The sequence below is a fragment of the Kitasatospora sp. NPDC057940 genome, assembly GCF_042887425.1.
In the GTDB taxonomy this organism is placed as follows: Bacteria; Actinomycetota; Actinomycetes; order Streptomycetales; family Streptomycetaceae; genus Kitasatospora.
The window spans coordinates 201,143-226,277 of record NZ_JBHVPH010000005.1 but is presented as its reverse complement, the minus strand read 5'-3'; the positions used below and the strand labels follow the sequence as shown (position 1 = coordinate 226,277).

At 74.1% G+C, this 25,135-nt stretch carries 26 protein-coding genes; 11 read left to right on the top strand and 15 right to left on the bottom strand.

The annotated features are described in order from the left end of the window. Position 1: 1 nt before the first annotated feature. Positions 2-460: a CBS domain-containing protein gene (locus ACFVTF_RS11290; protein ID WP_371515994.1), complete on the top strand. Its 459-nt coding sequence runs from the start codon at positions 2-4 to the stop codon at positions 458-460. A gap of 24 nt (positions 461-484) precedes the next feature. On the opposite strand, the gene ACFVTF_RS11285 is transcribed toward ACFVTF_RS11290, so the two are convergent. After that, the gene (locus tag ACFVTF_RS11285) at positions 485-1,108 is read right to left on the bottom strand and encodes a TetR/AcrR family transcriptional regulator (RefSeq protein ID WP_387812144.1); all 624 of its coding nucleotides are present in this window, start codon (positions 1,106-1,108) and stop codon (positions 485-487) included. A 79-nt stretch (positions 1,109-1,187) separates the two neighbouring features. On the opposite strand from ACFVTF_RS11285, the gene ACFVTF_RS11280 reads away from it, so the two are divergent. After that, positions 1,188-1,700: a DUF1453 domain-containing protein gene (locus ACFVTF_RS11280; protein WP_387812141.1), complete on the top strand. Its 513-nt coding sequence runs from the start codon at positions 1,188-1,190 to the stop codon at positions 1,698-1,700. Positions 1,701-1,741: 41 nt separating this feature from the next. After that, entirely contained in the window at positions 1,742-2,248 is a 507-nt protein-coding gene (locus tag ACFVTF_RS11275; RefSeq protein WP_387812138.1) for a hypothetical protein, read from the top strand. On the opposite strand, the gene ACFVTF_RS11270 is transcribed toward ACFVTF_RS11275, so the two are convergent. From ACFVTF_RS11270 to ACFVTF_RS11255, 4 genes are all read right to left on the bottom strand, one after another. After that, positions 2,245-5,166: an FAD-binding and (Fe-S)-binding domain-containing protein gene (locus ACFVTF_RS11270; protein ID WP_387812135.1), complete on the bottom strand. Its 2,922-nt coding sequence runs from the start codon at positions 5,164-5,166 to the stop codon at positions 2,245-2,247. The two genes, ACFVTF_RS11275 and ACFVTF_RS11270, sit on opposite strands and share 4 nt — an antisense overlap. 163 nt (positions 5,167-5,329) lie before the next feature. Beyond that, complete coding sequence (locus ACFVTF_RS11265; protein WP_387812132.1) at positions 5,330-6,334, bottom strand: glycosyltransferase family 2 protein; 1,005 nt, start codon at positions 6,332-6,334, stop codon at positions 5,330-5,332. A gap of 203 nt (positions 6,335-6,537) precedes the next feature. After that, positions 6,538-7,206, bottom strand: a complete 669-nt coding sequence (locus ACFVTF_RS11260; RefSeq protein ID WP_387812129.1) for a lytic transglycosylase domain-containing protein — start codon at positions 7,204-7,206, stop codon at positions 6,538-6,540. A gap of 539 nt (positions 7,207-7,745) precedes the next feature. Continuing rightward, positions 7,746-8,621: an EI24 domain-containing protein gene (locus tag ACFVTF_RS11255; protein WP_387812126.1), complete on the bottom strand. Its 876-nt coding sequence runs from the start codon at positions 8,619-8,621 to the stop codon at positions 7,746-7,748. 143 nt (positions 8,622-8,764) lie between these two features. On the opposite strand from ACFVTF_RS11255, the gene ACFVTF_RS11250 reads away from it, so the two are divergent. Continuing rightward, complete coding sequence (locus tag ACFVTF_RS11250; RefSeq protein WP_387812123.1) at positions 8,765-9,562, top strand: S1 family peptidase; 798 nt, start codon at positions 8,765-8,767, stop codon at positions 9,560-9,562. Positions 9,563-9,782: 220 nt separating this feature from the next. On the opposite strand, the gene ACFVTF_RS11245 is transcribed toward ACFVTF_RS11250, so the two are convergent. The 3 genes from ACFVTF_RS11245 to ACFVTF_RS11235 form a co-directional block, all read right to left on the bottom strand. Then, on the bottom strand, positions 9,783-10,973 hold the full coding sequence (locus ACFVTF_RS11245; protein ID WP_387812120.1) for a helix-turn-helix domain-containing protein: 1,191 nt from the start codon (positions 10,971-10,973) through the stop codon (positions 9,783-9,785). Positions 10,974-11,138: 165 nt separating this feature from the next. Continuing rightward, on the bottom strand, positions 11,139-12,578 hold the full coding sequence (locus ACFVTF_RS11240; protein WP_387812117.1) for an amino acid permease: 1,440 nt from the start codon (positions 12,576-12,578) through the stop codon (positions 11,139-11,141). Positions 12,579-12,835: 257 nt separating this feature from the next. Then, on the bottom strand, positions 12,836-13,066 hold the full coding sequence (locus ACFVTF_RS11235; RefSeq protein ID WP_387812114.1) for a hypothetical protein: 231 nt from the start codon (positions 13,064-13,066) through the stop codon (positions 12,836-12,838). Between the two features lie 188 nt (positions 13,067-13,254). On the opposite strand from ACFVTF_RS11235, the gene ACFVTF_RS11230 reads away from it, so the two are divergent. Beyond that, positions 13,255-14,265 (top strand): Ku protein, encoded by a 1,011-nt coding sequence (locus tag ACFVTF_RS11230; protein WP_387812111.1) that lies wholly within the window; start codon positions 13,255-13,257, stop codon positions 14,263-14,265. Positions 14,266-14,309: 44 nt separating this feature from the next. Then, the gene (locus ACFVTF_RS11225) at positions 14,310-14,600 is read left to right on the top strand and encodes a hypothetical protein (RefSeq protein ID WP_387812109.1); all 291 of its coding nucleotides are present in this window, start codon (positions 14,310-14,312) and stop codon (positions 14,598-14,600) included. 49 nt (positions 14,601-14,649) lie between these two features. Here ACFVTF_RS11225 and ACFVTF_RS11220 read toward each other — a convergent pair whose 3' ends face one another. Both ACFVTF_RS11220 and ACFVTF_RS11215 read right to left on the bottom strand, forming a co-directional pair. Beyond that, positions 14,650-16,038, bottom strand: coding sequence for an NADP-dependent succinic semialdehyde dehydrogenase (locus ACFVTF_RS11220; protein ID WP_387812106.1), 1,389 nt, complete (start codon positions 16,036-16,038; stop codon positions 14,650-14,652). Positions 16,039-16,161: 123 nt separating this feature from the next. After that, a complete protein-coding gene (locus ACFVTF_RS11215; RefSeq protein WP_350883625.1) occupies positions 16,162-16,443 on the bottom strand; it encodes a DUF6158 family protein in 282 nt (93 codons plus the stop codon). A gap of 173 nt (positions 16,444-16,616) precedes the next feature. Here ACFVTF_RS11215 and ACFVTF_RS11210 point away from each other — a divergent pair, with 173 nt between their 5' ends. After that, positions 16,617-17,600: an adenosine deaminase gene (locus ACFVTF_RS11210; protein WP_363369635.1), complete on the top strand. Its 984-nt coding sequence runs from the start codon at positions 16,617-16,619 to the stop codon at positions 17,598-17,600. A 78-nt stretch (positions 17,601-17,678) separates the two neighbouring features. Here ACFVTF_RS11210 and ACFVTF_RS11205 read toward each other — a convergent pair whose 3' ends face one another. From ACFVTF_RS11205 to ACFVTF_RS11190, 4 genes are all read right to left on the bottom strand, one after another. Continuing rightward, complete coding sequence (locus ACFVTF_RS11205; protein WP_387812101.1) at positions 17,679-18,296, bottom strand: vitamin K epoxide reductase family protein; 618 nt, start codon at positions 18,294-18,296, stop codon at positions 17,679-17,681. Next, positions 18,293-19,090: a DsbA family protein gene (locus ACFVTF_RS11200; protein ID WP_371515979.1), complete on the bottom strand. Its 798-nt coding sequence runs from the start codon at positions 19,088-19,090 to the stop codon at positions 18,293-18,295. Before ACFVTF_RS11200 ends, ACFVTF_RS11205 begins: the two co-directional genes overlap by 4 nt. 98 nt (positions 19,091-19,188) lie before the next feature. Further along, positions 19,189-19,848 carry a hypothetical protein gene (locus tag ACFVTF_RS11195; RefSeq protein ID WP_387812097.1) on the bottom strand — a complete coding sequence of 220 codons (660 nt, stop codon included), beginning with the start codon at positions 19,846-19,848 and terminating at the stop codon, positions 19,189-19,191. A 166-nt stretch (positions 19,849-20,014) separates the two neighbouring features. Continuing rightward, the gene (locus ACFVTF_RS11190; protein WP_387812094.1) at positions 20,015-20,467 is read right to left on the bottom strand and encodes an SRPBCC family protein; all 453 of its coding nucleotides are present in this window, start codon (positions 20,465-20,467) and stop codon (positions 20,015-20,017) included. Between the two features lie 136 nt (positions 20,468-20,603). On the opposite strand from ACFVTF_RS11190, the gene ACFVTF_RS11185 reads away from it, so the two are divergent. Beyond that, positions 20,604-21,473 carry an Fpg/Nei family DNA glycosylase gene (locus ACFVTF_RS11185; protein ID WP_387812091.1) on the top strand — a complete coding sequence of 290 codons (870 nt, stop codon included), beginning with the start codon at positions 20,604-20,606 and terminating at the stop codon, positions 21,471-21,473. Positions 21,474-21,548: 75 nt separating this feature from the next. Here the strand turns inward: ACFVTF_RS11185 and ACFVTF_RS11180 are convergent, their stop codons facing one another. Continuing rightward, positions 21,549-22,409, bottom strand: a complete 861-nt coding sequence (locus tag ACFVTF_RS11180) for an SAM-dependent methyltransferase (protein ID WP_387812088.1) — start codon at positions 22,407-22,409, stop codon at positions 21,549-21,551. A 263-nt stretch (positions 22,410-22,672) separates the two neighbouring features. Here ACFVTF_RS11180 and ACFVTF_RS11175 point away from each other — a divergent pair, with 263 nt between their 5' ends. From ACFVTF_RS11175 to ACFVTF_RS11165, 3 genes are all read left to right on the top strand, one after another. Beyond that, positions 22,673-23,497, top strand: a complete 825-nt coding sequence (locus ACFVTF_RS11175; protein WP_387812085.1) for a polysaccharide deacetylase family protein — start codon at positions 22,673-22,675, stop codon at positions 23,495-23,497. 177 nt (positions 23,498-23,674) lie between these two features. Continuing rightward, positions 23,675-24,007: a hypothetical protein gene (locus tag ACFVTF_RS11170; protein ID WP_387812082.1), complete on the top strand. Its 333-nt coding sequence runs from the start codon at positions 23,675-23,677 to the stop codon at positions 24,005-24,007. Between the two features lie 140 nt (positions 24,008-24,147). After that, positions 24,148-25,020: a sulfurtransferase gene (locus tag ACFVTF_RS11165; protein WP_387812079.1), complete on the top strand. Its 873-nt coding sequence runs from the start codon at positions 24,148-24,150 to the stop codon at positions 25,018-25,020. The last annotated feature ends 115 nt before the right edge of the window (positions 25,021-25,135 follow it).

Below are 25,135 nucleotides of genomic sequence, written 5' to 3'. Positions count from 1 at the left end.
CATGACCAGAGCCAGCGACATCATGCACCCGGGCGCGGAGTGCATCCGCGAGCACGAGACGCTCGCCGCCGCCGCCCGGATCATGCGGGAACGACACGTCGGCGCGCTGCCCATCTGCGGGGAGGACGACAAGCTGCTGGGCATCGTGACCGACCGCGACATCGTGCTGCGCTGCGTCGCCGAGGGCCGGGACCCGGCCGGGGTGATGGCGGGCGAACTGGCCCTGGGCCGGCCGATGACGGTGGAGGCGGACGAGGACGCGGAGCAGGTGCTACGGGTGATGGAGCAGTACCGGGTGCGCCGGCTGCCGGTGATCAACCACCCGGAGCACAAGCTGGTCGGGATGATCAGCGAGGCGGACATCGCGCGCGGGCTGCCGCAGGCCCGGCTCGCGGAGTTCGTGTCGGCGGTCTGCGCGGAGGAGGCGCCCACGGAGGAGGCGGCCAAGGCCGGGGCCTGACGGCGGCGGATCGGCCCGTTGCGATCAGTCGGGGCATCGTCCGGCCAAGGTGTCGAGGTGGCGGCGCAGTACGGCGCGCAGTTCGCCCGGGCCGACCAGGTCCGGGTGCTGGACGGCCTGGAGGGTGAGGCCGTCGAGCAGGGCGGAGAGGCGGCGGGTCTCGACGGCGAGGTCGAGGCCGGGCGCCAGGGCGCCGGAGCGCTCGGCCTCCGTCAGGACGCGCTGGATCAGCTCGTCCAGTCCGGCCTGCACCTCGGCGGCGCGGGAGCGGAGTTCGGGGCGGGTGCGGGCGGCGGTGACGAAGGACAGCCAGAGCGCGGACTCCTCCCGGCGCCCGGCGTCCAGGGGGAGGGTCTCGGCGAGGAGGTCCTCGACCTGTGCGCGGCGGTCGGTGCCGCCCTCCGGGTCGAGCAGGGTGCGGGCGTGGGCGCGGATCCGGCTGTCGATGCGGCGGGCCAGCTCCTGCATCGCGAAGATCATCAGTTCGGAGCTGCCGGCGAAGTAGTGCCGTACCGAGCCGATGGCGAGCCCGGCCTCGTCCGCGACGTTGCGCAACGAGGCGCGTTCCAGTCCCTCTCGGGCGGCGACGCGGAGCACGGCGTCCGCGACGGCCTGGCGGCGTTCCACGGGGTCCACGATCTTGGGCATGTTGCCGTTATAGCACGGTCGAGCTAAATTGCTGATTTAGCATGGTCGAGCTATAAAACTCCCGGGGAGGGGTGCGCCGATGAACGTCTGGCTGCAAGCGGGGCTGATCGCCGTCGTGGTCGCGGTGGTGGTGATCCGGCGGCTGCGTGGCGAACCGCTCAACGCCCGGGACCTGTTCGCGCCGCCGGTGGTGCTCACCACGATCGGGATCTGGTCGCTGGTGCGGCACCCGGGCCTGGGTGGGGGTGACTACGTCTGGGTGGCCGCCGGTGCCGCGCTCGGCGTCGGGCTCGGGGTGCTGCGCGGCATCACCGTCACGCTGTTCGAGCGTGACGGCGTGGCGTGGCAGCGGTACACCGGCCGGACTTTCCTGGTCGCCGCAGGCTCCCTCGTGGTGATGGCGGGCTTCGGTTTCCTCGCCGGCCGCTTCGGTCTCGCTCCGGACGCCCGGCCGGTCCAGCTGTCGATCGGCGCGGGCTTCCTCGGCGAGGCCCTGGCGGTCGGCTGTCGGGTGCTCCTCGCGGGCCTTCCCTTCGCGCCCGAGCGACGGGACTTGAGCCTGCCCCTCGGTACGGATCGGATCAGGCGGTAACTTTGGTTGTCGCGTGACGATTCGTTAACTATGGTTGTCGCATGACAGCGATCGAGATCACCCCCGAGGAACGGTCCGAACTGGCCAGGGCGCTCGGTGACGCCCTGAACCCCCTTGCCGGGGCCGTGCGTTCGCGTGCGACCGGGCTGCCCGAGGACCGGATGTGGAACGCGGACCCGGCCGAGGTCGCGCTCTCCGTCCTCGCCACCTGGAAGGTGCTGGACACGGAGGTCAAGCGGCTGACCGCGATCGCTGCCGCGACCGCGGGCTCCTACGGCGCGAGCTACGAGCAACTGGGCGCGGCCTGGGGCATCACCCGGCAGGGCGCCCGGAAGAAGTGGCCGGAGGCCCGCCCGTCGGCGCCGCAGGGCGGGCTCGAACTGTTCGGTGGCACCGCCGAGTTGGAGCAGGAGGCGGAATCCGGCGGCTGGCGCTGGGCGGGCGTCGGCGCCGACGGTGCGCGCGGCGCCGCCGACCGCGGCTACCCGACGAAGGAGGAGGCCGCGGCCCGCGCCGGGGCCTTCCTCGGCGAGCACGCCGCGCCCTAAGCGCGCTCCCGAAGCGCCCGGGCGATCAGTTCCGCCAGGTGCAGGGCCTGGCGGCCCTGGGCGAGTTGGGCGATCTGGGTGCGGCAGCTGAAGCCGTCGGCCAGGACCACCGTGTCGGGGGCGGCGGCCCGGACCTCGGGGAGCAGGACGCGCTCGGCGATCGCCTCGGACACCTCGAAGTGGCCCCGCTCGAAGCCGAAGTTGCCGGCCAGGCCGCAGCAGCCGGAGTCCAGCACCCGGTTGTGCAGGCCGAGTCGGTCCTCGACCCGGCGGTCGGCGGCACTGCCGAGGACGGCGTGCTGGTGGCAGTGGGTCTGGGTGACGGCGTCCAGCGGGACCTGGGGGAGCGGGGCGTCGGGTGCGTACTGGTCGAGGAACTCGGCGAAGGTGCGGGTGCGTTCGGCGAGCGGGCGGCCGTCCGGGCCGAGCAGCCGGGGAAGGTCCTCGCGCAGGGCGGCGGTGCAGCTCGGGTCCATCCCGACCACCGGGGTGTCGGCGGGCAGCCCGGCGTCGGCCAGCGTCCGCAGGCTGCGCCGCAACACCCGGCGGGCGGTGCCGAGTTGGCCGGTGGAGTACCACGTCAGGCCGCAGCAGACCGGGCCGGCGGGCAGCCGTACGTCGAAGCCCAGGTGCTCCAGCACCTCGACGGCGGAGCGCAGCACGTTCGGCTGGAGGTGGTCGGAGAAGGTGTCCGGCCACAGCAGCACCGGCCGTGCGCCCGCCGGGGCCGGGTGCGCGGCGCGGTGGCGGTGGTACCAGCGGGTGAAGGTCTCCGGCGGGAGGACGGGCAGCACCCGGCGCCGGTCGATCCCGCCGAGCCGCTTGAGCAGCCCGGCGGCCGGGGAGCGGGCGAGGGTGTTGGCGGCGCCGGGGGCGAGGGCGGCGGCCCGCAGCCAGAGCGGGAGCCAGCCCATCGAGTAGTGGGCGAGCGGGCGCGGGCGGTGCCGGTAGTGCTGGTGCAGGAACTCGGCCTTGTAGGTCGCCATGTCGACATGGACCGGGCAGTCGCTCGCGCAGCCCTTGCAGCTCAGGCAGAGGTCCAGGGCCTCCCGGACCTCCGTCGAGCGCCAGCCGTCGGCGATCGCCGCGCCGCCCTGGCTGCCGGGAGGTGCGGCCATGCCGCGCAGCATCTCGGCCAGCAGCCGGGCCCGGCCCCGGGTGGAGTGCCGCTCCTCGCCGGTGGCCATGTAGCTGGGGCACATCACCCCGGTGTTCGGGTCCACGCACTTGGCGACGCCGACGCAGCGGTGCACGGCCTTGGCCAGGCTGCCGCCGTCCTGCTCGTACGGGAGGGCGAGCGGGAGCGGGCGGCGCGGGGCGGTGACGAAGCGCAGGTCGGCGTCGAGCGGGCGCGGGTCGACCAGGGCCCCCGGGTTGAGCAGGTGCTCGGGATCCCAGATCCGTTTGAACTCGCCGAACAGGGCGATCACGTCGGGCGGGTACATCCGGGGCAGCAGTTCGCCGCGGGCCTGCCCGTCGCCGTGCTCGCCGGAGAGCGAACCGCCGTAGGAGACCACCAGGTCGGCGGCCTGCTCCAGGAACTCCCGGAAGACCAGCACCCCGGCGGGCTCGTCCAGCGGGAAGTCGATCCGCAGGTGCACGCAGCCGTCGCCGAAGTGCCCGTACGGCACGCCGTGCAGGCTGTGCCGGCGCAGCAGGGCGCGCAGGTCCCGCAGGTAGTCGCCGAGGCGCTCGGGCGGGACGGCGGAGTCCTCCCAGCCGGGCCAGGCCTCGCCGCCGCCGGGCAGCCGGGTGACGATGCCGGCGCCGGCCTCCCGGACGGCCCAGAGCTGGCGCTGCTCGGCCGGGTCGGTGACGAGGGCGACGGAGGCGGAGCGCTCGCGGCGCACCGCGTCGGCGAGCCGGCGGGCGGCCTGGTAGGCCTCGACCGGGGTCGCGCCGCCGGTCTCCAGGAAGAGCCAGCACTCGCCCGCGGGCAGCCGGTCCAGCGCGGGCGGGCGGGGGCCGGCGGCGAGCAGTGCGGCGATCAGGTCGGCGGACATGCCCTCGGCGGTGAGCGGCCCGAGCGGCAGCAGCGCGGGGACGGCGTCGGCGGCGGCGCCCTCGTCGGGGTAGCCGGCCACCACCAGGGCGCGCGCGGGCGGTTCCTCGACCAGCCGGACGGTCGCGCCGAGCAGCAGCGCGCAGCTGCCCTCGGTGCCGGTGAGCGCGCGGGCCAGGTCGTGGCCGTGCTCGGGCAGCAGGGCGTCCAGCGGGTAGCCGGAGGTGCGGCGGGGCAGCGCGGGCAGGCCCTGGCGGATGGTGGCGAGGTTGCGGTCGGTGAACTCCTGGAGCTGCCGGTGGAGTTCACCGGGCCGCCCGGGCAGGGCGCGGAGCGCGGCGCGCTCCTGCGCGGTGAGCCGGCCGCCCACGGTCAGCTCGGTGCCGTCCGCGAGCAGCAGCTCCAGCCGCTCGACGTTGTCCGAGGTGCGCCCCCAGGCGAGCGAGTGCGAGCCGCAGGAGTCGTTGCCGATCATGCCGCCGAGGGTGCAGCGGCTGTGCGTGGACGGGTCGGGGCCGAAGCGCAGCCCGTACGGCCGGGCGGCGCGCTGGAGGTCGTCCAGCACGGTGCCCGGCTGGACCCGGGCGGTGCGGGCCTGCGGGTCGATGTCCAGGACCGCGCCGAGGTGGCGGCGGAAGTCCAGCACCACCGCGCCCGGGCCGATCGCCTGCCCGCCGATGCTGGTGCCCGCCCCGCGCGGCACCACCGGCACGCCGTACCGGCGGCAGAGCGCGAGGGCGGTGCGGACGTCGTCGAGGTCGGCGGGTTTGACCACGCCGAGCGGCAGCTGCCGGTAGTTGGACGCGTCGTGGCTGTAGACGGTCCGCTCGGCGGTGCCGAAGCGGACCTCCCCGCGCAGCACGGCGGCCAGTTCGCGGGCCAGCTCGGCCCCGGGGGCTGCGGACGGACGACTCACCAGGGACCTCCGGGCGGGTGCGGCGACGGCTCCGGCCGATCATGGCAGCCGCGCGCCCGCAGGGGTACCGGCCACGACCGGGGTACCGCCGATGGGGTGTCGGCCGGACCGGACCTCGGCCCCGCCGCCTGCGGAGGCGGGGCCGCGCACGTCCGGAGTCCGGTCACCGCCGCCCGGTGAGCGTGCCGCGGGCGATGTGGGAGAGCTTGGCCATCTCGAACGCGGGGTAGGCGCCGCCGGCCAGCAGCGAGAACTTGATCCCCTCGCGGCCGCCCGGGCGCCGGTGGCCGGGCGGCTGGAAGCGCCGGTGGTGCTCGGCGGCCCGGTGGAAGAACTGCGGCCGCTCGGCGCGGGTGACGCACCCGGCCAGGTCGAAGACGAACAGGTAGTGCCGGATCATCCGGACGAACAGCGCGTCCCGCACCGCGTACAGGTGCGGCTGGTCCTCCAGCAGCGCGAAGCTGCGCTCGTACTGGTCGAAGAGGTCGAACACGCCGCTGCCCGGGGACCCGGTGGGGTGGACGGTCTCCCGGCGGCGCAGCTGCACGCACTCGCGCGCCAGCACGGCGACCCGGCGGGCGCCGAGCAGCGCCGCGTGCACCACCGGGATCTCCTCGTACCGGCCGTCGGGGAAGGCCAGCCGCAGCTCCTCCCAGTGGCCGCGGCGGATCAGCCGGTCCCAGACCAGCGGCGGCGCGCCGAACAGCGCGGGCTGGTCGAAGGGTTCGAACACCTCGGGGCCGGCCTCGGCGAGCAGCGCCTCCGCCCCGCCCGGCCAGTCCCGGTCGTTGTGCCGGCGGGAGTGGCCGAACAGCAGCAGGTCCACCGGGCCGGTCTGCCCGAGCCGGTCGGCGAGGGTCTGCAGCGCGTCCTGGGGCAGCTGGTGGTCGGCGTCCAGGAACAGCAGGTACTCGCCGGCCGCCCGCGCCGCCCCCGCGTTCCGGCTCACCCCGACCCCGACCGCCGCGTTGAGGTGCAGGACCGACAGCCGCGGGTGCCGGGCCGCGTACGCGTCGGCGAGCTCGCCCGCGGCGTCGGGCGAGCGGTCGGCGACCACGATCACCTCGACGTCCCGGAAGGACTGCGCGAGCAGCGAGTCCAGGCAGTCCGCGAGCTGTTTGTGCTGGTCGTAGGCGGGGAGCACGACGCTGATGAGGGGTGAGGGCATGACGCCGGAGCGTAAGAGGACGCGCTGACCGTGGCAAAGCCCTGACGGTGCGTAATACCGAGCAATCCCCGCCAAATCGTACGACCGTACGCCATATCTTCACGCGGCCTGCCGGACGCGTCCACGACAGCCGGAACGCGCCCGGGCCCGCGACGCGTGGTGCGTCGCGGGCCCGGGCCGTGCCGAGGCTCGGCACTCTCGGTCTAGTACCAGTGGTGGTTCTGCCAGAACGACCAGGCGGCGCAGGGGCTGCCGTAGCGGGTGTTCATGTAGTCCAGGCCCCACTTGATCTGGGTGGCCGGGTTGGTGCGCCAGTCGGAGCCGGCCGAGGCCATCTTGCTGCCGGGCAGCGCCTGCACCAGGCCGTACGCGCCGGAGGAGGCGTTGACGGCGAGGTGGTTCCAGCTGCTCTCGCGGGACACGATGTTGCTGAAGCACTGGAGCTGGCCGGCCGGGACGAGCTGCGCGGCGATCTGCTGCGGGCTGCCGGTGAGGGCCGGGGCGCTGGTGAGGTCCTGGCGCGCCTGGGAGCGGGAGGCGGCGGCGTCCGCGTCGGCCTTGGCCTTGGCGTCCGCCTGGGCCTTCGCGTCGGCCTCGGCCTGGGCCTGGGCGGCGGACTCCGCCTCGGCCTGGGCCTGCGCCTGGGCCTGGGCTTCCTGCGCGGCCTGGTCGGCGGCGGCAGCGGCAGCGGTGTCAGCCTGGGCCTGGTCGGCGGCCGCCTTGTCCTCCACCGTGACGGCGGCCGCGGGGGCGGCGGTCTCGGTGGTGCTCCCGGCCTGCGGGAGGGCGAGGGCGGCGGTGGCGGCGCTCGCGACGACGAGGGTGGCGATGCCGGTGATCAGGGAGTTGCGGCGGGCATGGCTGAGCTGCATGAAGCGGACAATCCTTTTCCGTCGGGGGCCGTGCCGGTGGCACCGGGTGCGGGGCATCGCACGGGCGCCCGGGTGAGCGGGGCCCGTGCGGCCGTCCGGGACGGCCGTGGTGCCCCGGCGGAAGCGGCGGGGCGGGTCGGCTGCGCGGCGGACGGGGCCGGCTGCGCTGCCTGGCGACGGGCCATTCTTGGCAGGGCCGGGGACGGGTGGCAAAGGCAGTTGCCACTACGGCGGGTAGTAGTCGCGGGGCGGGCGCGGCGGGACGCGGTGATGATTTTGGGGGAGTTTGTCCGACTTGCACATTTGTAGGTCGAAGGCCGGTGGCGCGAGCGGAATGGGCGGGTGCGAGGTGCGGTGGCCTGCGTCCTTCGAGGCGTTCCGGGCGGCCCGACGCGGGGCGGGAGCCCGCGCCGGGGGGCCGGTCGGCGCTGCGGCCGTAGCCGTCCACTATCGGGGGCCGTAGACGGCGGACCCCGTGTGGGCGGCCTCACACGTCCGGCTGGCCGGGATCGGCGCAGGGTGACCGGCCGGTCACCGCTTCAGGAGATCGGGTGCGAGCCTCCGGTGGCGGGCGGGGCGGTCGGTTCCTCCGCCGATTCCGGCTCCGGCTCCTGCTCCTTCTCCTGCTCGTCCGCCGGAGCCGCGTCGTGGGCCGCGTCGCGGACCGGGTCGAGGGCGAGGTCGCGGGCCAGGTCCCGGGCCAGCAGGGTGGCGCCCGCGACGGCCCCCGGCATGGCGAGCACCGTCACCAGCGGAACCAGGAACGCCAGGATCAGCGGCGTGCCGAAGCCCAGCGCCAGTCCGAGCCGGGAGCGCAGCAGCCGGATCCGCTCGCGCTGCGGCACCCCGCGCCGCTGGAGGGCGACGGCGACGAGCTCGACGGTCAGGAAGAACCCGGACACCAGGAAGCCCAGCGCCGGCACCACCGTCTGCCCGATCACCGGGACGAAGCCGCAGGCGAACAGCACCACGCCGAACGCGGCCACCCGCACCAGGACGGAGGCGCTGTCCCGTACCGCGATCACCAGTTCGCGCCACAGCGGCGACTCCGGCGGGGCAGGCGCACCGCCCTCGGTCTCGTCGACCTTCGCGGACAGCGCCTCGTAGAAGGGCTGCCCGACCAGCAGGGTGACGGCGGTGAAGGTGAGCAGCGAGAGCAGCAGGCCGCCGCCGAAGGCGACCGCGGCGAGCGCGTCGCGCAGCAGGCCCTGCCAGGGCGAGCTCCAGTGGTCGGCGAAGGGGGTGGCCCAGCCGGCGAGGTCCTTCGACCAGCCGCCGAGGAAGACGAGCGCGACGGCGTACCCGGCCAGGGTGAGCAGTGCGGGCAGCATGCCGAAGCCCCACCAGCGGCCGTGCCGGCCGACCCACTTCTGGCCCCCGACCAGGTACTTCATCCCCGCCACAAGATCTCGCATGGGCGATCACCCTAGGGGTTCCCCGTCCGGAACCCCGCATTGCCGTGTTCCTGCCAGTTTCGACCGGCAGGGCCGGGCCCCTCCTGTCGCGACGCCTGCGGGGCCACCCTCGGTGCTCCCCGACCTGTCGATGGAGGAGCCTGATGAAGCGTCAATTCGGAAGATTCATCGTGCTGTTGGCCAGCCTGGTGCTCGGCGCCGGCGCGCTCGTGCTGCCCGCCGCCGCCTCGCCCGCCCCCTCGACGTCGTCGCCGGGCGTGGTCGGCGGCACGCGGGCGGCGCAGGGCGAGTTCCCGTTCGTGGTGCGGCTCTCGATGGGCTGCGGCGGCGCGCTCTACACCCCGCAGATCGTGCTCACCGCCGCCCACTGCGTCAATGGCACCGGCGCCGACACCAGCATCACCGCGACCGCCGGCGCGGTCGACCTGCGCAGCGGCAGCGCGGTCAAGGTCCGCTCGACGTACGTCTACCAGGCGCCCGGCTTCTCCGGGGCGGAGAGCGGCGACGACTGGGCGCTGATCAAGCTGGCCTCGCCGGTCGGCGGCAGCCAGGTGAGCACGCTGCCGACCACCGACTCCACCGCCTACGACAGCGGCACCTTCACCATCATGGGCTGGGGCGCCGCGACCGAGGGCGGCGCGCAGCAGCGCTACCTGCTCAAGGCCACCGTGCCGTTCGTCGACGACGCCTCCTGCGCCAACGCCTACCCGGGCCTGAACAGCGCGGCCTCGCTCTGCGCGGGCTACGTCGACCAGGGCGGCGTGGACACCTGCCAGGGCGACTCCGGCGGGCCGATGGTCCACCGGGACGCGGCCGGCCGCTGGGTCCAGGTCGGCATCGTCAGCTGGGGCAACGGCTGCGCCCGTCCCGGCTACCCGGGCGTCTACACCAAGGTCAGCACCTACGCGGCCGACATCGCCGCGGCGGCGGCCGGGCTCTGACGCCGACGGCCGGAGAGCCGAAGAGCCGAAGAGCTGAAGAGCCGGAGAACCGGAGAACCGGAGAACCGGAGAACCGGAGAACCGGAGAACCGGAGAACCGGAGAACCGGAGAACCGGAGAACCGGAGCGCCCGAGGGGGGATCCCCACCGGGCGCTCCGGCGCGTCAGCCGTCCGTGGTCGGCGGTCGGCGGTCGGCGGTCGGCGGTCGGCGGTCAGCGGTCAGCCGTCCGCCGGGGGCCGGTGCGCCGTCGAGCCGCCCAGCCAGGCCCGGGCCCGGCGCCGCTCGTAGGCGATCCGGCCGGTGGCGTCCGGCGGCAGCCGGGAGAGGACGGCGGCCGCGGCCTCGTGGCGCCCGGCCCGGGCGTACGCCCCGGCGAGGCGGCCGGCGACCAGCGCGTGGTCGTGCGGGTGGGCGGCCTGGTCCAGGCGCCCCAGGGCGGCGCCCAGGTGGGCCACCGCCGCGTGCGCGTGGGCGGTGTGGCCGGTGCGGACGGCGAGGTCCCGGTGGCAGGTGCCGTGGGCGACGCCCAGCACCAGGGCGGCCCGGGCGGCCCCGGGCGCCGGCTCGCCGGCCCGCAGGGCGGCCTCGGTCAGCCGTTCGGCGTCCGCCAGCGCCCGCCACGTCTCGGGCGCCGCGCCGGCCAGCGCGTGGGCGTGCGCCTGGGCGAGGGCGGCCCAGGCGCGCAGGCCGGGCAGGGTGCGGGCGGTGGCGTGGGCGGCCTCGGCCAGGGCGAGGGCGGTGGCCGGGTCGCCGCTCCACCAGTGCAGGGTGCTCTGCCGGGCGAGCAGGGCGGCCGCGGTCGGCTGGTCGTCGGCGGCGCGGGCCCACTCCAGCCCGGCCGCGTACCAGCCGAGCGCGCGGGTGCGGCGGTCCCCCTCGAAGTGGGCCCAGCCCGCGAGTTCGGCGTAGCGGGCGGCGAGCGAGCGGACGGCGGGGGCGGTTTCGCGCGGGGCGGCGTGCTGCCAGGCGGCCAGGGTGCGGGCGTGGTGTTCGAGGACGGTGGCGAGCTGTTCGCCGCCGGTGTGGGTGGCGGCCGCGCGGTAGACGTCGAGCAGGTGGCCGAGCACGGCGAAGGTGGCGGCGTCCGGGCGGCTCGCCGGGGGCCCCGTGCCGCTTCCGCCGAGGGGTGGCGGGGTGGGGGCGGCGAGTTCGCCGAGGTGCTCCCGCTCCTGCCGGACGGGCTGCCAGAGGGCGGCCAACTCGCCTCCGGTGAGCAGGAGTTCGTCGGCCCGGGCGGGGAGTCCCGGGGGTGGCCAGCGGCGGGCGTTCTCCACTCGGCTGATCAGTGAGTTGTGGTAGCCGAGCAGGCGGCCGAGTTCGGCCTGGCTGAGTCCGCGGGCCTCGCGCCAGTGGCGCAGCCGGTGGCCGAAGCGCAGGCGCGCGGACGCGGGGGCGGGGAGGGGTGGCAAGGGGTCTCCCGGGGGGTGGGGGAGCGCTCGTGGGGGAGCGCCATGCCCAGGTATCCCCTTTGACGTGCCATTGTCAAACTGTGGTTCGCATCCCTCGAACGGCACCGGGCCCGGGAGCCTCCGCAACGGCTCCCGGGCCCGGCACCGTCGCGCGGCGCGGACGGGTCAGGACTCCGCCGCCACCGCGGCCCGCCGCCGTCGGCCCACCACGGCCGAGGCCGCGAGCACGATCGCCGCGGCGACCAGCGACAGGTACATCTGCTTGCGCCCGTCGGCGTCGGTGAACATGTACGCCACCACGAACCCGATCATGCCGATGGCCGTCCAGGTCAGATAGGGGTACAGCCACATGCGGACGGTCAGCCGCTCGGGAGTCTCCCGCTCGATGATCCGGCGCATCCGCAGCTGGGAGAAGCAGATCACCAGCCAGACGAACAGCGCAACCGCGCCGGAGGAGTTGAGCAGGAACGCGAACACCGTGTCCGGCGAGGTGTAGTTGAAGAACACCGCGACGAAGCCGAAGACCACCGAGGACAGGATCGCCACCCGCGGCACGCCCCGCTTGGTCACGCTCGCGAAGGCCTTGGGCGCGTCCCCGCGCTGGCCGAGCGAGAAGGCCATCCGGGAGGCCGTGTACATCCCGGAGTTGAGGCAGGACAGCACGGCCGTCAGTACGATCACGTTCATCACCTGGCCGGCGCCCGGGATGCCCACGTGCTCCAGCACCGCCACGTACGGGCTGCCCTTGACGGCGTCCGAGTCCCACGGCAGCAGGGTGACCACGAGCAGGATCGAGCCCAGGTAGAAGATCCCGATGCGCCAGATCACGCTGTTGGTGGCCTTGCTGACCGCGCGCTCCGGGTCCTCCGACTCGCCCGCGGCCAGGGTGACGATCTCGCTGCCCATGAAGGCGAAGACCACCGTGAGCATGCCGGTGAACACCGCCCCCACGCCGTGCGGCAGGAAACCGCCGTGGCCGGTCAGATTGCTGGTGCCGACCGCGTGGGTGCCGGGCAGCACACCGAAGACGGCGAGCGTGGCGATCACCAGGAACGCGGCGATCGCCACCACCTTGATCCCGGCGAACCAGAACTCGAACTCGCCGTAGGAAGCGACCGAGAACAGGTTGGTGGCGGTCAGCACCGCCATCACGAGCAGTGCGAACGCCCACTGCGGCACGCCGGGCATCCAGGCGTTGAGGATCTTCGCGCCGGCGGTCGCCTCCACCGCGAGCACCACGACCCAGAAGAACCAGTACAGCCAGCCGATGGTGAACCCGGCCCAGCGGCCGAGCGCGCGGTCCGCGTACGCCGAGAACGAACCGCTCTGCGGGTCGGCCGCCGCCATCTCGCCGAGCATCCGCATCACCAGCACGACCAGCACACCGGCCAGCGTGTAGGAGAGCAGGATGCCCGGCCCGGTGGAGGCGATGCCCGCGCCGGAGCCGACGAACAGGCCGGCGCCGATCACCCCGCCGATGGCGATCATCGACAGGTGGCGGTTCTTGAGCCCCGCCTTCAGATGGCCCTCGCCGCCGTGCCCGGGCGGCCCGGCCTGCTGGGGGACCTGGGCGGCTGCCGCAGGCCTGGTGGTGTCCGCACTCATCAGATGAGCCCTGTGCCTTTCCCGCGCGCGGCGCGACCCTCGGCTCGTTGCGCCGGAGGGTGGGGGACGGACCCGCGCATTGCGGTGCAACCTAACTTCTACGGCCGGGTATCGGAACAGAGCATCCGTAAATGTTCGGTAACCGGACACAAAAAGCCAGGTCAGAGTGGGTGGAATAGTGGTGCGAAAAGCTCAAATCTGACGCACCGCCAATGAGTTGAAGGCCCTTGAGGGCCCGGTTCGAGCCCCGCCGCGGCTCACGGCCCGCGCAGTTCCAGCACGGTGATCCGCGCCGCGTCCGCGGGTCGGCCGGTCAGTCGCGCCGCCAGGATCCGGGGGATGTCGTCCTCCTGCGAGTATCCGGGCACCACCTCGACCTCCGCGCGCCGGACGCCGGCCTCGCCCCGCACCGCGTACACCACCCGGTACACGGTCCGCTCCGGTGGTGGCGGCGGCGGTGCGCCCTGCCCACGGCTCCGGACGGTCATCGGCATCGACCTCCTCGGCTCATTGTCGGCCCGGTGTGGCCGATCGGGGCAAACCCGGGCACAGTGGGAGTCTCGGCACGTCCTGGGCACGTCCCGGGCGCGTCCTCGGCGCGAGGACGCCGGGCCGGGCGGCAACGCCGGCAACGGGAAACTCCGGCAACGGGAAACTCCGGGAAGGAGCGACCCCCATGCAGACCACCTGGAAGGGGACGATCAGCTTCGGGCTGGTCAGCATCCCCGTCCACCTCTACTCGGCCACCCAGGAGCACGACGTCCCGCTGCACCAGGTGCACGCCAAGGACGGCGGACGGGTGCGGATGAAGCGGTACTGCGAGCGGGAGGAGAAGGAAGTCCCGTACGCGGAGATCGCCAAGGGCTACGAGTCCCCCGACGGCCGGACCGTCACGCTCACCGACGAGGACCTCGCCGACCTGCCGCTGCCCAGCAAGAAGATCATCGACGTGCTGGCGTTCGTGGACGCCGACGGGATCGACCCGCTGATGTTCTCCAAGGCCTACTACGTGGGCGTCGCCGACCAGGCCGCCGCCAAGCCGTACGCCCTGCTGCGCGACGCGCTCACCGCGTCCGGGCAGATCGCCGTCACCAAGATCGCGCTGCGCACCCGGGAATCCCCGGCGGTGCTGCGGGTGCACGACGGCACACTGGTGCTGCAGACCTGCATCTGGCCCGACGAGGTCCGCCCCGCGGCCGGCATCGCGCCCGAGGAGGACGTCACCGTCCGGCCGCAGGAGCTCAAGATGGCGCGCTCGCTGATGGACACCCTCTCTGAGGACTTCGACCTCGCCCAGTTGCACGACGACTACCAGCAGGCGCTCCAGCAGGTGATCACGGCCCGGTTGGAGGGCGTCGAGCTCCCGCACGAGGAGGAGCCGGGCGAGGCGCCCGACAACGTGATCGACCTGATGGAGGCGCTGCGCAGCAGCCTCAAGCGGGCCAAGGGCGGGCGGGGGCACACCGCCGGGCCCGACGGGGACGAACCGGCGGAGGCGCAGCCCGCGCCCCGCAAGCGCGCCCCGGCGAAGAAGCCCGCCGTCGGGAAGGCCGCTCCGGCGAAGAGCACGGCCCCGGCGAAGAAGACCTCGACCGCGAAGACCACGACCGCGAAGGCCGCGGCGGGAAAGACCGCGACCGGAAAGGCCGCGACCGGAAAGTCCACGGCTCCGCGCAAGGCCTCCTGAGCCCCGCGGATCCGGCAGCCCCCCGAGAACCGGAGGCGATCCCGATGGACCTGCTGACGTACAAGGAACTCGACACCGACCCCGACCCCGAGGCCCCGCCGCCGCACCGGAGCCCGGTGCAGCGGGCCTGGCACTGGCTGCTCGGCCTCAACCCGACCGCCGTGGTGTTCATGGTCGCGCTCTCGCTCGGCCTGGCCATGGTCGGCGCCCAGGTGAGCTGGCTGCCGATGCTGGTGCTGATGGCCATCGTCTGGGGGGCGACCGTCCTCGCCCTGGTCGGCGTGATCGCCCGCTGGATGACGCCCGGCCGGGGCAGGCACCGCGTGGCGTCCTGACCCGGCCGCGTCCGCGTCCGGCTCCTGTCCGGCTCGCGCCCGGCGGTGCTCAGCCGATCCACACCGTGGTGATGTTGCAGAACTCCCGGATCCCGTGCCCGGACAGCTCCCGGCCGAACCCGGAGCGCTTGACGCCGCCGAACGGCAGCGCCGGGTGCGAGGCGGTCATCCCGTTGAAGAACACCCCGCCGGCCTGGATGTCGCGGACGAAGCGCTCCTGCTCGGCCTCGTCCCGGGTCCAGACGTTGGAACTGAGCCCGAACGGCGTGTTGTTGGCGAGCGCCACCGCCTCGTCCAGGTCGGCGACCCGGTAGACCGTGGCGACCGGACCGAAGGTCTCCTCCTGGTGGATCCGCATGGCCGGGGTGATGCCGGTCAGCACCGTCGGCTCGTAGAAGTAGCCGGTGTCCCAGCCCTCCGGGCGCCCGCCGCCGCACTCGACCCGGGCGCCGTGGGTGCGGGCGTCCTCGACCAGCTCCTCCAGGTCGTCCCGGCCCTGGCGGCTGGCCAGCGGGCCGACGTCGGTCGCCTCGTCCATCGGGTCGCCGACGCGCAGCGCCCGCATCGCCTCGGTGAAGCCGACGGTGAAGCGGTCGTACACGTCGGTGTGCACGATGAAGCGCTTGGCGGCGATGCAGGACTGCCCGTTGTTCTGCGCCCGGGCCCGGACGGCGGTGCGCACCGCCGCGTCCAGGTCGGCGCTGGGCAGCACCACGAAGGGGTCGCTGCCGCCCAGTTCCAGGACGGCCTTCTTCACCTCGTCGGCGGCGGTGGCGGCGACCGCCCGCCCGGCGGGCTCGCTGCCGGTGAGCGTCACCGCGGCCACCCGGCGGTCCCGGATCACGCCCTCGACCGCCCCCGAGCCGATCAGCAGGGTCTGGAAGCAGCCCTCCGGGAAGCCGGCCCGCCGGAACAGCCCCTCCAACGCCAGCGCCGTCCGGGGCACGTTGGAGGCGTGCTTGAGCAGGCCGACGTTGCCCGCCATCAGGGCCGGCGCGGCGAACCGGACCACCTGCCAGAACGGGAAGTTCCACGGCATCACGGCCAGCACCGCGCCGAGCGGGCGGTAGCGGACGTAGGCGCGGGCGGCGCCGGAGTCGGCGACGTCGCCCGGGGCCGGGTGCTCGTCGGCGAGCAGTTCCTCGGCGCGGTCGGCGTACCAGCGCATCGCCGTGGCGCACTTGGCGGCCTCGGCCCGGGAGGCGGCGAGCGGCTTGCCCATCTCCTCGGTCATCGTGCGGGCGATCGCCTCCCGGTCCTGGTCCAGCAGGTCGGCGGCCCGGCGCAGCAGGTCGGCGCGGGCGGCGAAGGGGGTGGTGCGGTAGCCGTGGAACGCGGCCTCGGCGCGGGCCAGCCGCTGCTCGATGCCGGCCGCGTCGAGCGGTTCGAAGGTCTCCAGGATCTCGCCGGTCGCGGGGTTGACGCTGGCGATGGGCATGCGGGGCTCCCAGGGGGGTCGGGGTCCGGTGCGTCTGCGCCTCTCACCCTCCCCGACGGCCGGCCCGGGGGCACGCCACCACCGCCCGGCGTGTCCCGCCGGGCGGTGGTGGCGCGGGCACGTCTACTCGGGCAGCGATTCGACCCTGGCCGCCGCCTCGCGGGCCCGGGCGCCGGCCCTGGTCCGCCCGGCCGTCACCAGCCGGCTGGGAAAGCGGTGCAGGTACTCGGCCTCCAGCTGCCCGGTGCGCAGGGTGTGCCGCTTGAGGGCCTCCTCCGAGCCGTACAGGAAGGTCTCGTGGCGCGTGCGGTGCAGCTGTTCCAGCTCGTGCAGGAGCGTGTCGTTGCCCAGGGCGTGCGGGGAGACGCCCGCAGGCCGGATGTGCGGATCCTCGACGTGCCGCATCTGGTACCTCCTCGGCGGAAGCCCCCTCCTCCAGGGTGCCCGCTGCCCCCGGCCGGTGCACCAGTTCGGGTGGCCGGGGGCGCGCCCGTCAGGCCGGTCGTGATCGAACGGATCGTAGGATGAATGCTTCTGGACTCTTCGCTCCCGCCCCCTACAGCTCGGACAGATCCCCCATGCCGCTCCCCAAGGCCGAACTCCACCTGCACATCGAAGGCACCCTGGAGCCCGAACTCGCCTTCGCCCTCGCCGCCCGCAACGCCGTCACGCTGCCCTACGCCGACACCGAGGCGCTGCGGAAGGCGTACTCCTTCAGCGACCTGCAGTCCTTCCTGGACCTGTACTACGCGCTGATGGCCGTGCTGCGCACCGAGGAGGACTTCGCCGACCTCGCCGACGCCTACCTCACCCGGGCGGCCGAGGCGGGGGTGCGGCACGCGGAGATCTTCTTCGACCCGCAGGCGCACACCGCGCGCGGCGTGCCGCTCGGCGTGGTGGTCGACGGGCTGACCCGGGCGCTGGCGCGCAGCGAGGAGCGGCACGGGATCAGCACCCGGCTGATCATGTGCTTCCTGCGGGACGAGTCCGCCGAATCCGCGCTGGAGACCTTCGAGGCCGCCCGCCCGTACTTCGACCGGATCGCGGGCATCGGCCTCGACTCGGCCGAGGTCGGCCACCCGCCGGCCAAGTTCCGCGAGGTCTACCGGCGGGCCGCCGAGGCCGGGCTGCGCCGCGTCGCGCACGCGGGCGAGGAGGGCCCGGCGTCCTACATCACCGAGGCGCTGGACGTGCTCGGCGTCGAGCGGATCGACCACGGCCTGCGCTGCCTGGAGGACGGCGAGCTGGTCGCGCGGCTGGTCCGCGAGCAGGTCCCGCTGACGCTCTGCCCGCTCTCCAACGTCCGCCTGCGGTGCATCGACACCCTCGCCGACCACCCGCTGCGCGAGATGCTGGAGGCCGGCCTGCTGGTCACCGTCAACTCCGACGACCCGGCGTACTTCGGCGGTTACGTCGACGACAACTTCCGGGCCGTGCAGCAGGCCCTCGCGCTCGACGAGGAGACCCTGCGCCGGCTGGCCGCCAACTCCTTCCGGGCCTCCTTCATCGACGACGAGCGCCGGGCCGAACTGCTGGCCGAGGTCGAGGAGTTCCGGTTCTGAGCGGCGTCCGACGGGCTGGTCGCCCGGCCCCGGAGCGGTAGGGCCCGGGGCCGGGCGGACGAGGTCGGCCGAACGGGGTCAGAGCAGGGTGCTCCAGTAGTACCAGAACCGGTTGAGGACCAGCAGGGCGATCACCGCGTACCAGAGCGCCGGGACGACCCAGTGGTAGCGCGCCGCCTCGCGGACGACCGGGCGCAGCGCGCGGCCGGTGGGGATGATCCCGGAGCGCAGGTTGTGCAGGGTGGTGTACCAGAACAGCGGGATCATCGAGGCCCAGACCACCATGCAGTACGGGCAGAGCGCGCCGATCCGGTAGAGCGCCTGGTACATCAGCCAGGTCACGAAGCCGATGCCGAAGACCGTCCCGGCCTGGAGGCCGAGCCAGAACCAGCGCCGGTACGCCGCCCCGGCGAGCAGCCCGGCGCCGATCGCGATGACGACCCCGAAACCGACCAGGCCGAGCAGCGAGTTGGGGAAGCCGAAGGCCTCGGCCTGGTCGCTGCGCATGATCGAGCCGCAGCTGATGATCGGGTTGATGTTGCAGGAGGGGACGTACGAGGGGTCCTTCAGCAGCCGGATCTTGTCCAGCGTGAGGACCGAGGAGGCGAACAGGCCGACCGCGCCGCCGATCAGCAGCAGCCAGGCGAACGGGCGGCTCGCGCCGTACGTCCGCGCGGCGGGGGCGGCGGCCGTCATCCGGTCACCTGCTTGACCATCGCGGTGAACTGCTCGGGCGTGGCGGCCTTGCCGCCGGTGAGGACGTCCAGCTTCCTGCCGTCCAGCTTGACGGTCGGGGTGCCGGTGACGTCGCTCTTGTTGAACTCCTCGTTGACCTTGGCCGCCCACGGCGCGTAGGTGCCGTCCTGGACGGCCTTGACGAAGCCGTCGGTCTTCAGTCCGGGCACCTGGCCGGCCAGGTCGAGGAGGTGGTTGACGTCGCCGAAGCCGTCGGTGCGCTCGTCGGGCTGGTTGGCGTAGAGCACGTCGTGGAACTGCTTGAACTTGTCCACGCCCTCGTTGAGCGCGGCGCCGGCGGCGGCCAGCGCGGTGCGCGAGCCCTTGCCGCCGAGGTTCTTGTCCAGGAACGTCGCCAGGTGGTACTCGATCTTGTACGTGCCGTCGTCGGCGAGCTGCTGGATGGCCTTGCCGGTGGTGGTCTCCAACTGCTCGCAGAACGGGCAGCGGAAGTCCTCGTAGATCTCCAGGGTGTGCGGGGCGTCGGCCTTGCCGTAGGTGATCACGGTGCCGTCCTGGCCGCCCGTGTTGGCGGGGACGACCAGCGGGCCGCTCGCGGCCGCGTCGGCGGAACCGGAGCCGGAGGAGCCGCCGACGGCGAAGGCCACGCCCGCCACGAGGGCGAGCACGGCGGCGGAGGCGCCGCCGACCACGATCCGGCGGCGGATCCGGTCGGAGCGTTCGGCCTGGGCGCGGGCGGCGCGCATGCGGTCGGTGGCGCTGGTCTTGGCGGCGGCCTTGCGGGTGTTGCTCATGAGGTGTCGTCCTGTGCTCTCGGGCGTGCGGGGGTGCGGGCGCGCGGGGCGCGCGGCGAGAGGACCGGCCGGGAGCGGCGCCGAGCGGCGCGCGCCTGTCAGCAGGCCAGGGCGAGCGCCGGCGGACCGCGCCGGACGGTCGGGCGGACGACGACGTCCTCGGCCGGGACGAGGGCCCGGCTGGCCCGGGGGAACGGCACCCGCGCCACCGGACGGGCCGGGACGGGCGCGGCGAGCAGCCGCAGCCAGCGGGCGGCGGCCGGCAGGTGCCGGTGCAGGAAGTCGCCCAGCATCCGGACGGTGCGGGCGAGGCCGGCCAGCGCGGCGTCCGCGCGGCGCAGCCAGAACGCGCCGGCCAGCGCGATCGCGCCGTGCAGCAGCAGGAGCAGCAGGACGCCGATCTGCTGGGAGACGCCGTGGCCGAGCAGGAACCCGCCCAGCGAACCGCCGCCGCACAGCAGCGGCTGGAAGCCGCGCGCGGAGCCGGGCGGCAGGGACGGGCAGGTGGTCTGGGCGAAGTCGAACAGCGCGCTGACGCCCAGCTCCAGCGGCAGGAACACCGCCGCGACCGCCGGGTAGCCGCGCTCGCGGCCGGCCGGCGCGTACGCCACCGCGAACACGGCGACGCAGGCCAGGGCCATCGGGCCGGCCGGCAGCGCCCGGCCGGTGACCAGCACCTGGCCGAGCCCGGCGAGCAGCACGACCAGCGCGGCGAAGACCGCCGCGCGGAGCGTCCTGGTGACCGGGCCGATGTCCATGGCATCCGAGTCTGCCACAGGTTGAAAGCGAAACGGTCGGGCCGGTGGTCCGCTGTGAAGAGCCTCACCACCGGCGCTGAGCTGGGCTTATGCGGCCCTTACGCGGGTCGGGCCGCCGTGCTCACCGGGGTTGCCCGCCGTGCTCACCGGGGCCAGCCGGCCGTGCTCACCCGCGTCCGGCCGTCGCGCCGACCCGCTCCTCGACCAGATCCCGGAAGTGCTCCAGATCGCCCCGTACGGTCCGCTCGATCGCCCCGGCCAGGGCGAAGCCGCGCGGCCCGCCGAACGCCTCGTGCATCGCCTCCGGGTCGTACTCCACCCGGATCTGCAGCCGGGTGTGCCGGGCGTCCAGCGGCAGCAGCGCGAACGCGCCGTGCAGCCGCGGTTCGTCGAGCGTCCGCCAGGACATCACCCGGCCCCGGCCGCGGTCGGTGATCTCGGTGTCCACCGCCCGCTCGGCGCCGTCGACCTCCAACCCGAGGTGCGCCAGGTTCCGCCCGTGCGGGTGGGCGCTGCGGACGCCGTCGAGGAACTGCGGGTACTCGTGCACCCGGTGCAGTTGCTCCCAGGCGGCGAGGACGGGGACGGCGAGGTCGATCTGTTCCTCAAGGATGCTCATCACGGTGCTCCGTGGCGGGGGGCGCAGGGGGGGCGCTGGATACGGCGCGCAGTTCCAGCCTGCGCCCCGCGCGGGAGCCGGGCAAAGGCGCGCCCCCGGGCGGGCGGGCGTCGCGGGGCTGCGGGAGACTGGGCGCATGCCGGAGCTGCCCGAGGTCGAGGCGCTGAGCGACTTCCTGTCCGAGCGGCTGACCGGGCGCGTCATCGCCCGGGTGCAGCCGGTCGCGATCAGCGCGCTGAAGACGTACGACCCGCCGGTCACCGCGCTGGAGGGGCGGACCGTCGGCCCGGTGACCCGGCGCGGCAAGTTCCTGGACATCGAGGCCGGCGGGCTGCACCTGGTGGTCCACCTGGCCCGGGCCGGCTGGCTGCGCTGGAAGGACGGCCTGCCCGCCGAACCGCCGCGCCCGAGCCCGAGGAACCCGCTGGCGCTGCGGCTGCGCCTGGCCGGGGAGGCCGGCGACGGCTTCGACCTGACCGAGGCGGGGACGAAGAAGGGTCTCGCGGTCTACGTGGTGAAGGACCCGGCCGAGGTACCCGGGGTGGCCCGGCTCGGCCCCGACCCGCTGGACCCGACGTTCACCCTGGCGGACTTCGCCGCCCTGCTGAGCGGCGACCGGCGCCGGCTCAAGGGCGTGCTGCGCGACCAGGGCGTGCTGGCCGGGGTGGGCAACGCCTACTCGGACGAGGTGCTGCACGCGGCCCGGATGTCCCCGTACAAGCTGGCGTCCAGCCTCACCGAGGAGGAGACGGCGCGGCTCTACGAGGCGCTCGGCACCACGCTGCGCGACGCGGTGGAGCGCTCGCGGGGGCTGGCGGCGGGGGAGCTCAAGGCGGAGAAGAAGCTGGGGCTGCGGGTGCACGGCCGGACCGGCCTGCCCTGCCCGGTCTGCGGGGACACCGTGCGCGAGGTGTCCTTCGCGGACTCCTCGCTGCAGTACTGCCCGACCTGCCAGACCGGGGGGAAGCCGCTGGCGGACCGGCGGCTGTCGCGGCTGCTGAAGTGACGGCGCGGGCGGGGCGGGCCCGGTAGGGCCCGCCCGTTCCTGCGGGGCTGCGGTGGGGGCGGGCCCGGCGCGGGTTCAGCGCTTGACGGCGACGCCGCCCCAGTAGTACGCGGCCTTCGGGTCGGCCGGCGGCTCGCCGTCCGGGCGCCAGGCGAGGACGGGGGAGAGGCCCGGCTCGACCAGGTCCCAGCCGTCGAAGAAGCGCAGGACGTCGTCGTGGGTGCGCGGCACGAGGGTCATGCCACCGGCCCGGGCGGCCTCGGTGACCTTGCCGACCGCCTCCGGGTCGAAGTCCTGGGTGGGGGTGGTGAGGGCGATGCAGCTGCCGGCGGGCAGGGCGTCGCGCAGGGCGGCGACCCGGCCCCACGGGTCGTCCTCGTCGGCGATGAGCATCAGCACGGCGATCATCAGCAGGCCGACCGGCTGGGTGAGGTCCAGCGTGGCGGTGAGCGCCGGGTCGGAGAACAGTTCCTCGGGCTTGCGCAGGTCGGCGTGGATGTAGGTGGTCCGGCTGGCCGGGCTGGACACCATCAGGGCGCGGGCGTGGGCGAGCACGATCGGGTCGTTGTCGACGTAGACCACCCGGGTGCCGGGGCTGACCGCCTCGGCGATCTCGTGGGTGTTGGGCGAGGTGGGGATGCCGGTGCCGAGGTCGAGGAACTGGCGGATGCCGTGTTCCCGGGCGAGGTGGCGGACGGCCCGGCCCTGGAAGGCGCGGTTCGCCTTGGCCATCTCCTTGACGCTCGGCACGGCCTCCTCGATGGCCTGCCCCATGGCGCGGTCCGGCGGGAAGTTGGTCTTGCCGCCCAGCCAGTAGTCGTACACACGCGCCGAGTGGGGGGCGGTGGTGTCGACGCCGAACCGTTCCCACTGGCTCAGCTCGGCGGGGTCGTCGTCGGGCCGGTCCTGGTCCGGGATGTCCTGACTTGTCGTCATGGCCACGTCCTCTGATGGCAGATCATCACACTGGGGAAGGCACAGCGTAGCGGTCCGGAGGGGAGGCCGGGCGTCCGGTCGGGGAAGTGCTGGGGGAGCCGGGGCGGGCGGGGTGTGCTTGCGCCGTCGGAGTGGTGATCGGGCCCGTCTGAGGCGCCATCGGGGAGCGGCGGCGGCACACGGGGGATGCATTCGGAATGTTGTCAGATCATCAGATTTCCTCACAAAAGCCCTCGCGGCGACTGCTGCTGGTCGCGGCCGGGATGTCCCTGCTCGGGGCGGCCGGCTGCGGCAGCCCCTGGAGCGGCGCGGACGACGCCGGGGCGGGTGCCACGGCACGGCCGCCGGGTGCCGCGCCGGAGGCCGCAGGGTCGTCCGCCGGGCCGGAGGCGGCTCAGGCCGCCGCCCCCTCTGCGGCGCCCCCGCCCGCCCCCGCGGCTGTGCCGCCGCCCGCCGACCAGCCGATGCCCGCCCGCCGGCGGCTCACGGAGGAGGAGGCCAAGCCGGTCAACGAACTCGACCCGAGCCAACGGGTGGTGGGGCTCACCATCGACGACGGGCCGGATCCCCGGTACACGCCGACCGTCCTGGCGCTGCTCCAGCAGTACGGGATCCGGGCGACCTTCTTCCTGGTCGGCGAGTGCGCCGTCGAGAACACCGGGCTGGTCCGGGAGATCGCGGACCACGGCCACCACATCGGCAACCACACCTGGACCCACCCCGACCTGCGGCACATGTCCGACGAGGCGGTGCGGGACGAGCTGGAGCGCACCTCCGAGCTGCTGTACCGGACCACCGGGCGCCAGCCGTCCTGGTTCCGCGCGCCCGGCGGGGACTGGTCGCCGGTCGCGCTCAGGGTGACCACCGAGCTCGGGATGCGGCCGATGGGCTGGACGGTGGACCCGGAGGACTGGGCCACGCCCGGGACCTCGGTGATCACCGAGCGGATCCTCAAGAACGTCCGGCCCGGGTCGATCGTGCTCAACCACGACGGCGGCGGCGACCGGTCACAGACGGTGGCGGCGCTGAAGGCGTACCTGCCGGTGCTGATCGACCAGGGGTACTCCTTCTCGGCCCCGGCGAACTGAGTACGGGCGCGGGGCGGCGGGTGCGGGTGACGGTTCCCGGCAGAAGTCGCGGCTTTGCCGCTTAAACCACCTGAAAGAGTGGATTGGGAGAACCGTTTCTGCTGATTTTGGGCCTCTAGGGTGATCTCGCATCAATGCATCAGGTACCGCCAGGTACCTCCTGAAAGGCCATCAATCATGCGTCTCCGCAACACCGTGCTCGCCGTCGCCAGCGCCGTCGCCCTCGTCCTCGCCGTTCCGACCTCCGCCAACGCCACCGTCGGCGACTTCCTCTACAAGGTCGGCCGTCTCCCCGGCGTGCCGGCCGGCCTCGCCGACCCGCGCAGCGGCGAGTGCATCAACCTGTTCGGGGCCACCGAGGCGGACCCGGCCTTCGCGCCGGAGAACCTCACGCGCTCGACGGCCACCGTCTTCCTGGACTTCGACTGCGAGGGCGACGTCTTCTACGCCATGAACCCCGGCAAGAAGCTCGGCGACCGGCTGAAGCTGCGCTCCGTGGTCTTCTCCTGAGTGGGGTGGCCCGGGCCGGGCGGTCGGCGTAGCGTCGAACTGTCCGGCCCGGTCGCCGGCGCCCCGCCGTGCCCGCGTGCGGCTCGCTGTGCCCCTGGTCGGGCGCCGAAAAGCCTGGGCAGAGCGAAGGAGGGCCTGGGATGACCGGCAACGGCTACGCACACCCCGAGGCGCTGGTCGGTACCGAGTGGCTGGCCCACCACCTGGACGACGGGACGATCCGGGTCGTCGAGGTGGACGAGGACACCACCGCCTACGACCGGGACCACATCCCCGGCGCGATCGGCTGGAACTGGACCACCGACCTGCACAGCCAGGTCGGCCGCGACTACGCCGACCGGGAGGGCGTCCAGCACCTGCTGCGGGCGGCCGGCGTGGAGGACGACACCACCGTGGTGCTCTACGGCGGCAACAACAACTGGTTCGCCGCGTACGCCTACTGGCTGCTGCGGCTGCGCGGCTTCGGGCCCGTGCGGCTGCTGGACGGCGGGCGCAAGAAGTGGGAGCTGGAGGGGCGCGGGCTCACCGAAGAGGTGATGGACTACCAGCACACCGCCTACCGGCTGACCGGGCCCGAGCGCCCGGAGCTGCGGGCGCTGCGGGACGAAGTGCTGGGCAAGGCCGAGCTGTTCGCCAAGCCCGGCTCGGACGCGGTGCTGGTCGACGTCCGCTCGCCCGCCGAGTACCGGGGCGAGCTGATCGCGCCGCCGCACCTGCCGCAGGAGCAGGCGCAGGTGCCCGGACACATCCCCGGTGCGGTCAACATCCCCTGGTCGCAGGCGGCCAACGACGACGGGTCGTTCCGCTCGGCGGAGGAACTGCGGGCGCTGTACGCGGGGAAGGGCGTGGAACCGGAGCGCGAGGTGATCGCGTACTGCCGGATCGGCGAACGGTCGGCGCACACCTGGTTCGCGCTCACCGAGCTGCTGGGGTACCCGCACGTGAAGAACTACGACGGCTCGTGGACGGAGTACGGCTCGCTGGTGCGGGCGCCGGTGACGCTCGGCGGGTGAGGGGGGCGGCGCGCGAGGGGGGGCGGGGGTGCGAGGGCGGGGCGTGAGGGACGGGTGGGGCGCCGGGGGCCGGTGGGGTGTGTGACGGTGCCGCGGCGGTGTGATGTCGGCCCGT

Coding starts and splice junctions, on each gene's coding strand:
- ACFVTF_RS11290 (WP_371515994.1), top strand. CDS start 2: ATGACCAGAGCCAGCGACATCATGCACCCGGGCGCGGAGTGCATCCGC.
- ACFVTF_RS11190 (WP_387812094.1), bottom strand. CDS start 20,467: ATGAGCATCCTTGAGGAACAGATCGACCTCGCCGTCCCCGTCCTCGCC.
- ACFVTF_RS11250 (WP_387812123.1), top strand. CDS start 8,765: ATGAAGCGTCAATTCGGAAGATTCATCGTGCTGTTGGCCAGCCTGGTG.
- ACFVTF_RS11195 (WP_387812097.1), bottom strand. CDS start 19,848: ATGGACATCGGCCCGGTCACCAGGACGCTCCGCGCGGCGGTCTTCGCC.
- ACFVTF_RS11280 (WP_387812141.1), top strand. CDS start 1,188: ATGAACGTCTGGCTGCAAGCGGGGCTGATCGCCGTCGTGGTCGCGGTG.
- ACFVTF_RS11285 (WP_387812144.1), bottom strand. CDS start 1,108: ATGCCCAAGATCGTGGACCCCGTGGAACGCCGCCAGGCCGTCGCGGAC.
- ACFVTF_RS11200 (WP_371515979.1), bottom strand. CDS start 19,090: ATGAGCAACACCCGCAAGGCCGCCGCCAAGACCAGCGCCACCGACCGC.
- ACFVTF_RS11170 (WP_387812082.1), top strand. CDS start 23,675: ATGCGTCTCCGCAACACCGTGCTCGCCGTCGCCAGCGCCGTCGCCCTC.
- ACFVTF_RS11275 (WP_387812138.1), top strand. CDS start 1,742: ATGACAGCGATCGAGATCACCCCCGAGGAACGGTCCGAACTGGCCAGG.
- ACFVTF_RS11175 (WP_387812085.1), top strand. CDS start 22,673: ATGTCCCTGCTCGGGGCGGCCGGCTGCGGCAGCCCCTGGAGCGGCGCG.
- ACFVTF_RS11185 (WP_387812091.1), top strand. CDS start 20,604: ATGCCGGAGCTGCCCGAGGTCGAGGCGCTGAGCGACTTCCTGTCCGAG.
- ACFVTF_RS11220 (WP_387812106.1), bottom strand. CDS start 16,038: ATGCCCATCGCCAGCGTCAACCCCGCGACCGGCGAGATCCTGGAGACC.
- ACFVTF_RS11240 (WP_387812117.1), bottom strand. CDS start 12,578: ATGAGTGCGGACACCACCAGGCCTGCGGCAGCCGCCCAGGTCCCCCAG.
- ACFVTF_RS11260 (WP_387812129.1), bottom strand. CDS start 7,206: ATGCAGCTCAGCCATGCCCGCCGCAACTCCCTGATCACCGGCATCGCC.
- ACFVTF_RS11235 (WP_387812114.1), bottom strand. CDS start 13,066: ATGACCGTCCGGAGCCGTGGGCAGGGCGCACCGCCGCCGCCACCACCG.
- ACFVTF_RS11230 (WP_387812111.1), top strand. CDS start 13,255: ATGCAGACCACCTGGAAGGGGACGATCAGCTTCGGGCTGGTCAGCATC.
- ACFVTF_RS11215 (WP_350883625.1), bottom strand. CDS start 16,443: ATGCGGCACGTCGAGGATCCGCACATCCGGCCTGCGGGCGTCTCCCCG.
- ACFVTF_RS11180 (WP_387812088.1), bottom strand. CDS start 22,409: ATGACGACAAGTCAGGACATCCCGGACCAGGACCGGCCCGACGACGAC.
- ACFVTF_RS11165 (WP_387812079.1), top strand. CDS start 24,148: ATGACCGGCAACGGCTACGCACACCCCGAGGCGCTGGTCGGTACCGAG.
- ACFVTF_RS11265 (WP_387812132.1), bottom strand. CDS start 6,334: ATGCCCTCACCCCTCATCAGCGTCGTGCTCCCCGCCTACGACCAGCAC.
- ACFVTF_RS11255 (WP_387812126.1), bottom strand. CDS start 8,621: ATGCGAGATCTTGTGGCGGGGATGAAGTACCTGGTCGGGGGCCAGAAG.
- ACFVTF_RS11225 (WP_387812109.1), top strand. CDS start 14,310: ATGGACCTGCTGACGTACAAGGAACTCGACACCGACCCCGACCCCGAG.
- ACFVTF_RS11205 (WP_387812101.1), bottom strand. CDS start 18,296: ATGACGGCCGCCGCCCCCGCCGCGCGGACGTACGGCGCGAGCCGCCCG.
- ACFVTF_RS11210 (WP_363369635.1), top strand. CDS start 16,617: ATGCCGCTCCCCAAGGCCGAACTCCACCTGCACATCGAAGGCACCCTG.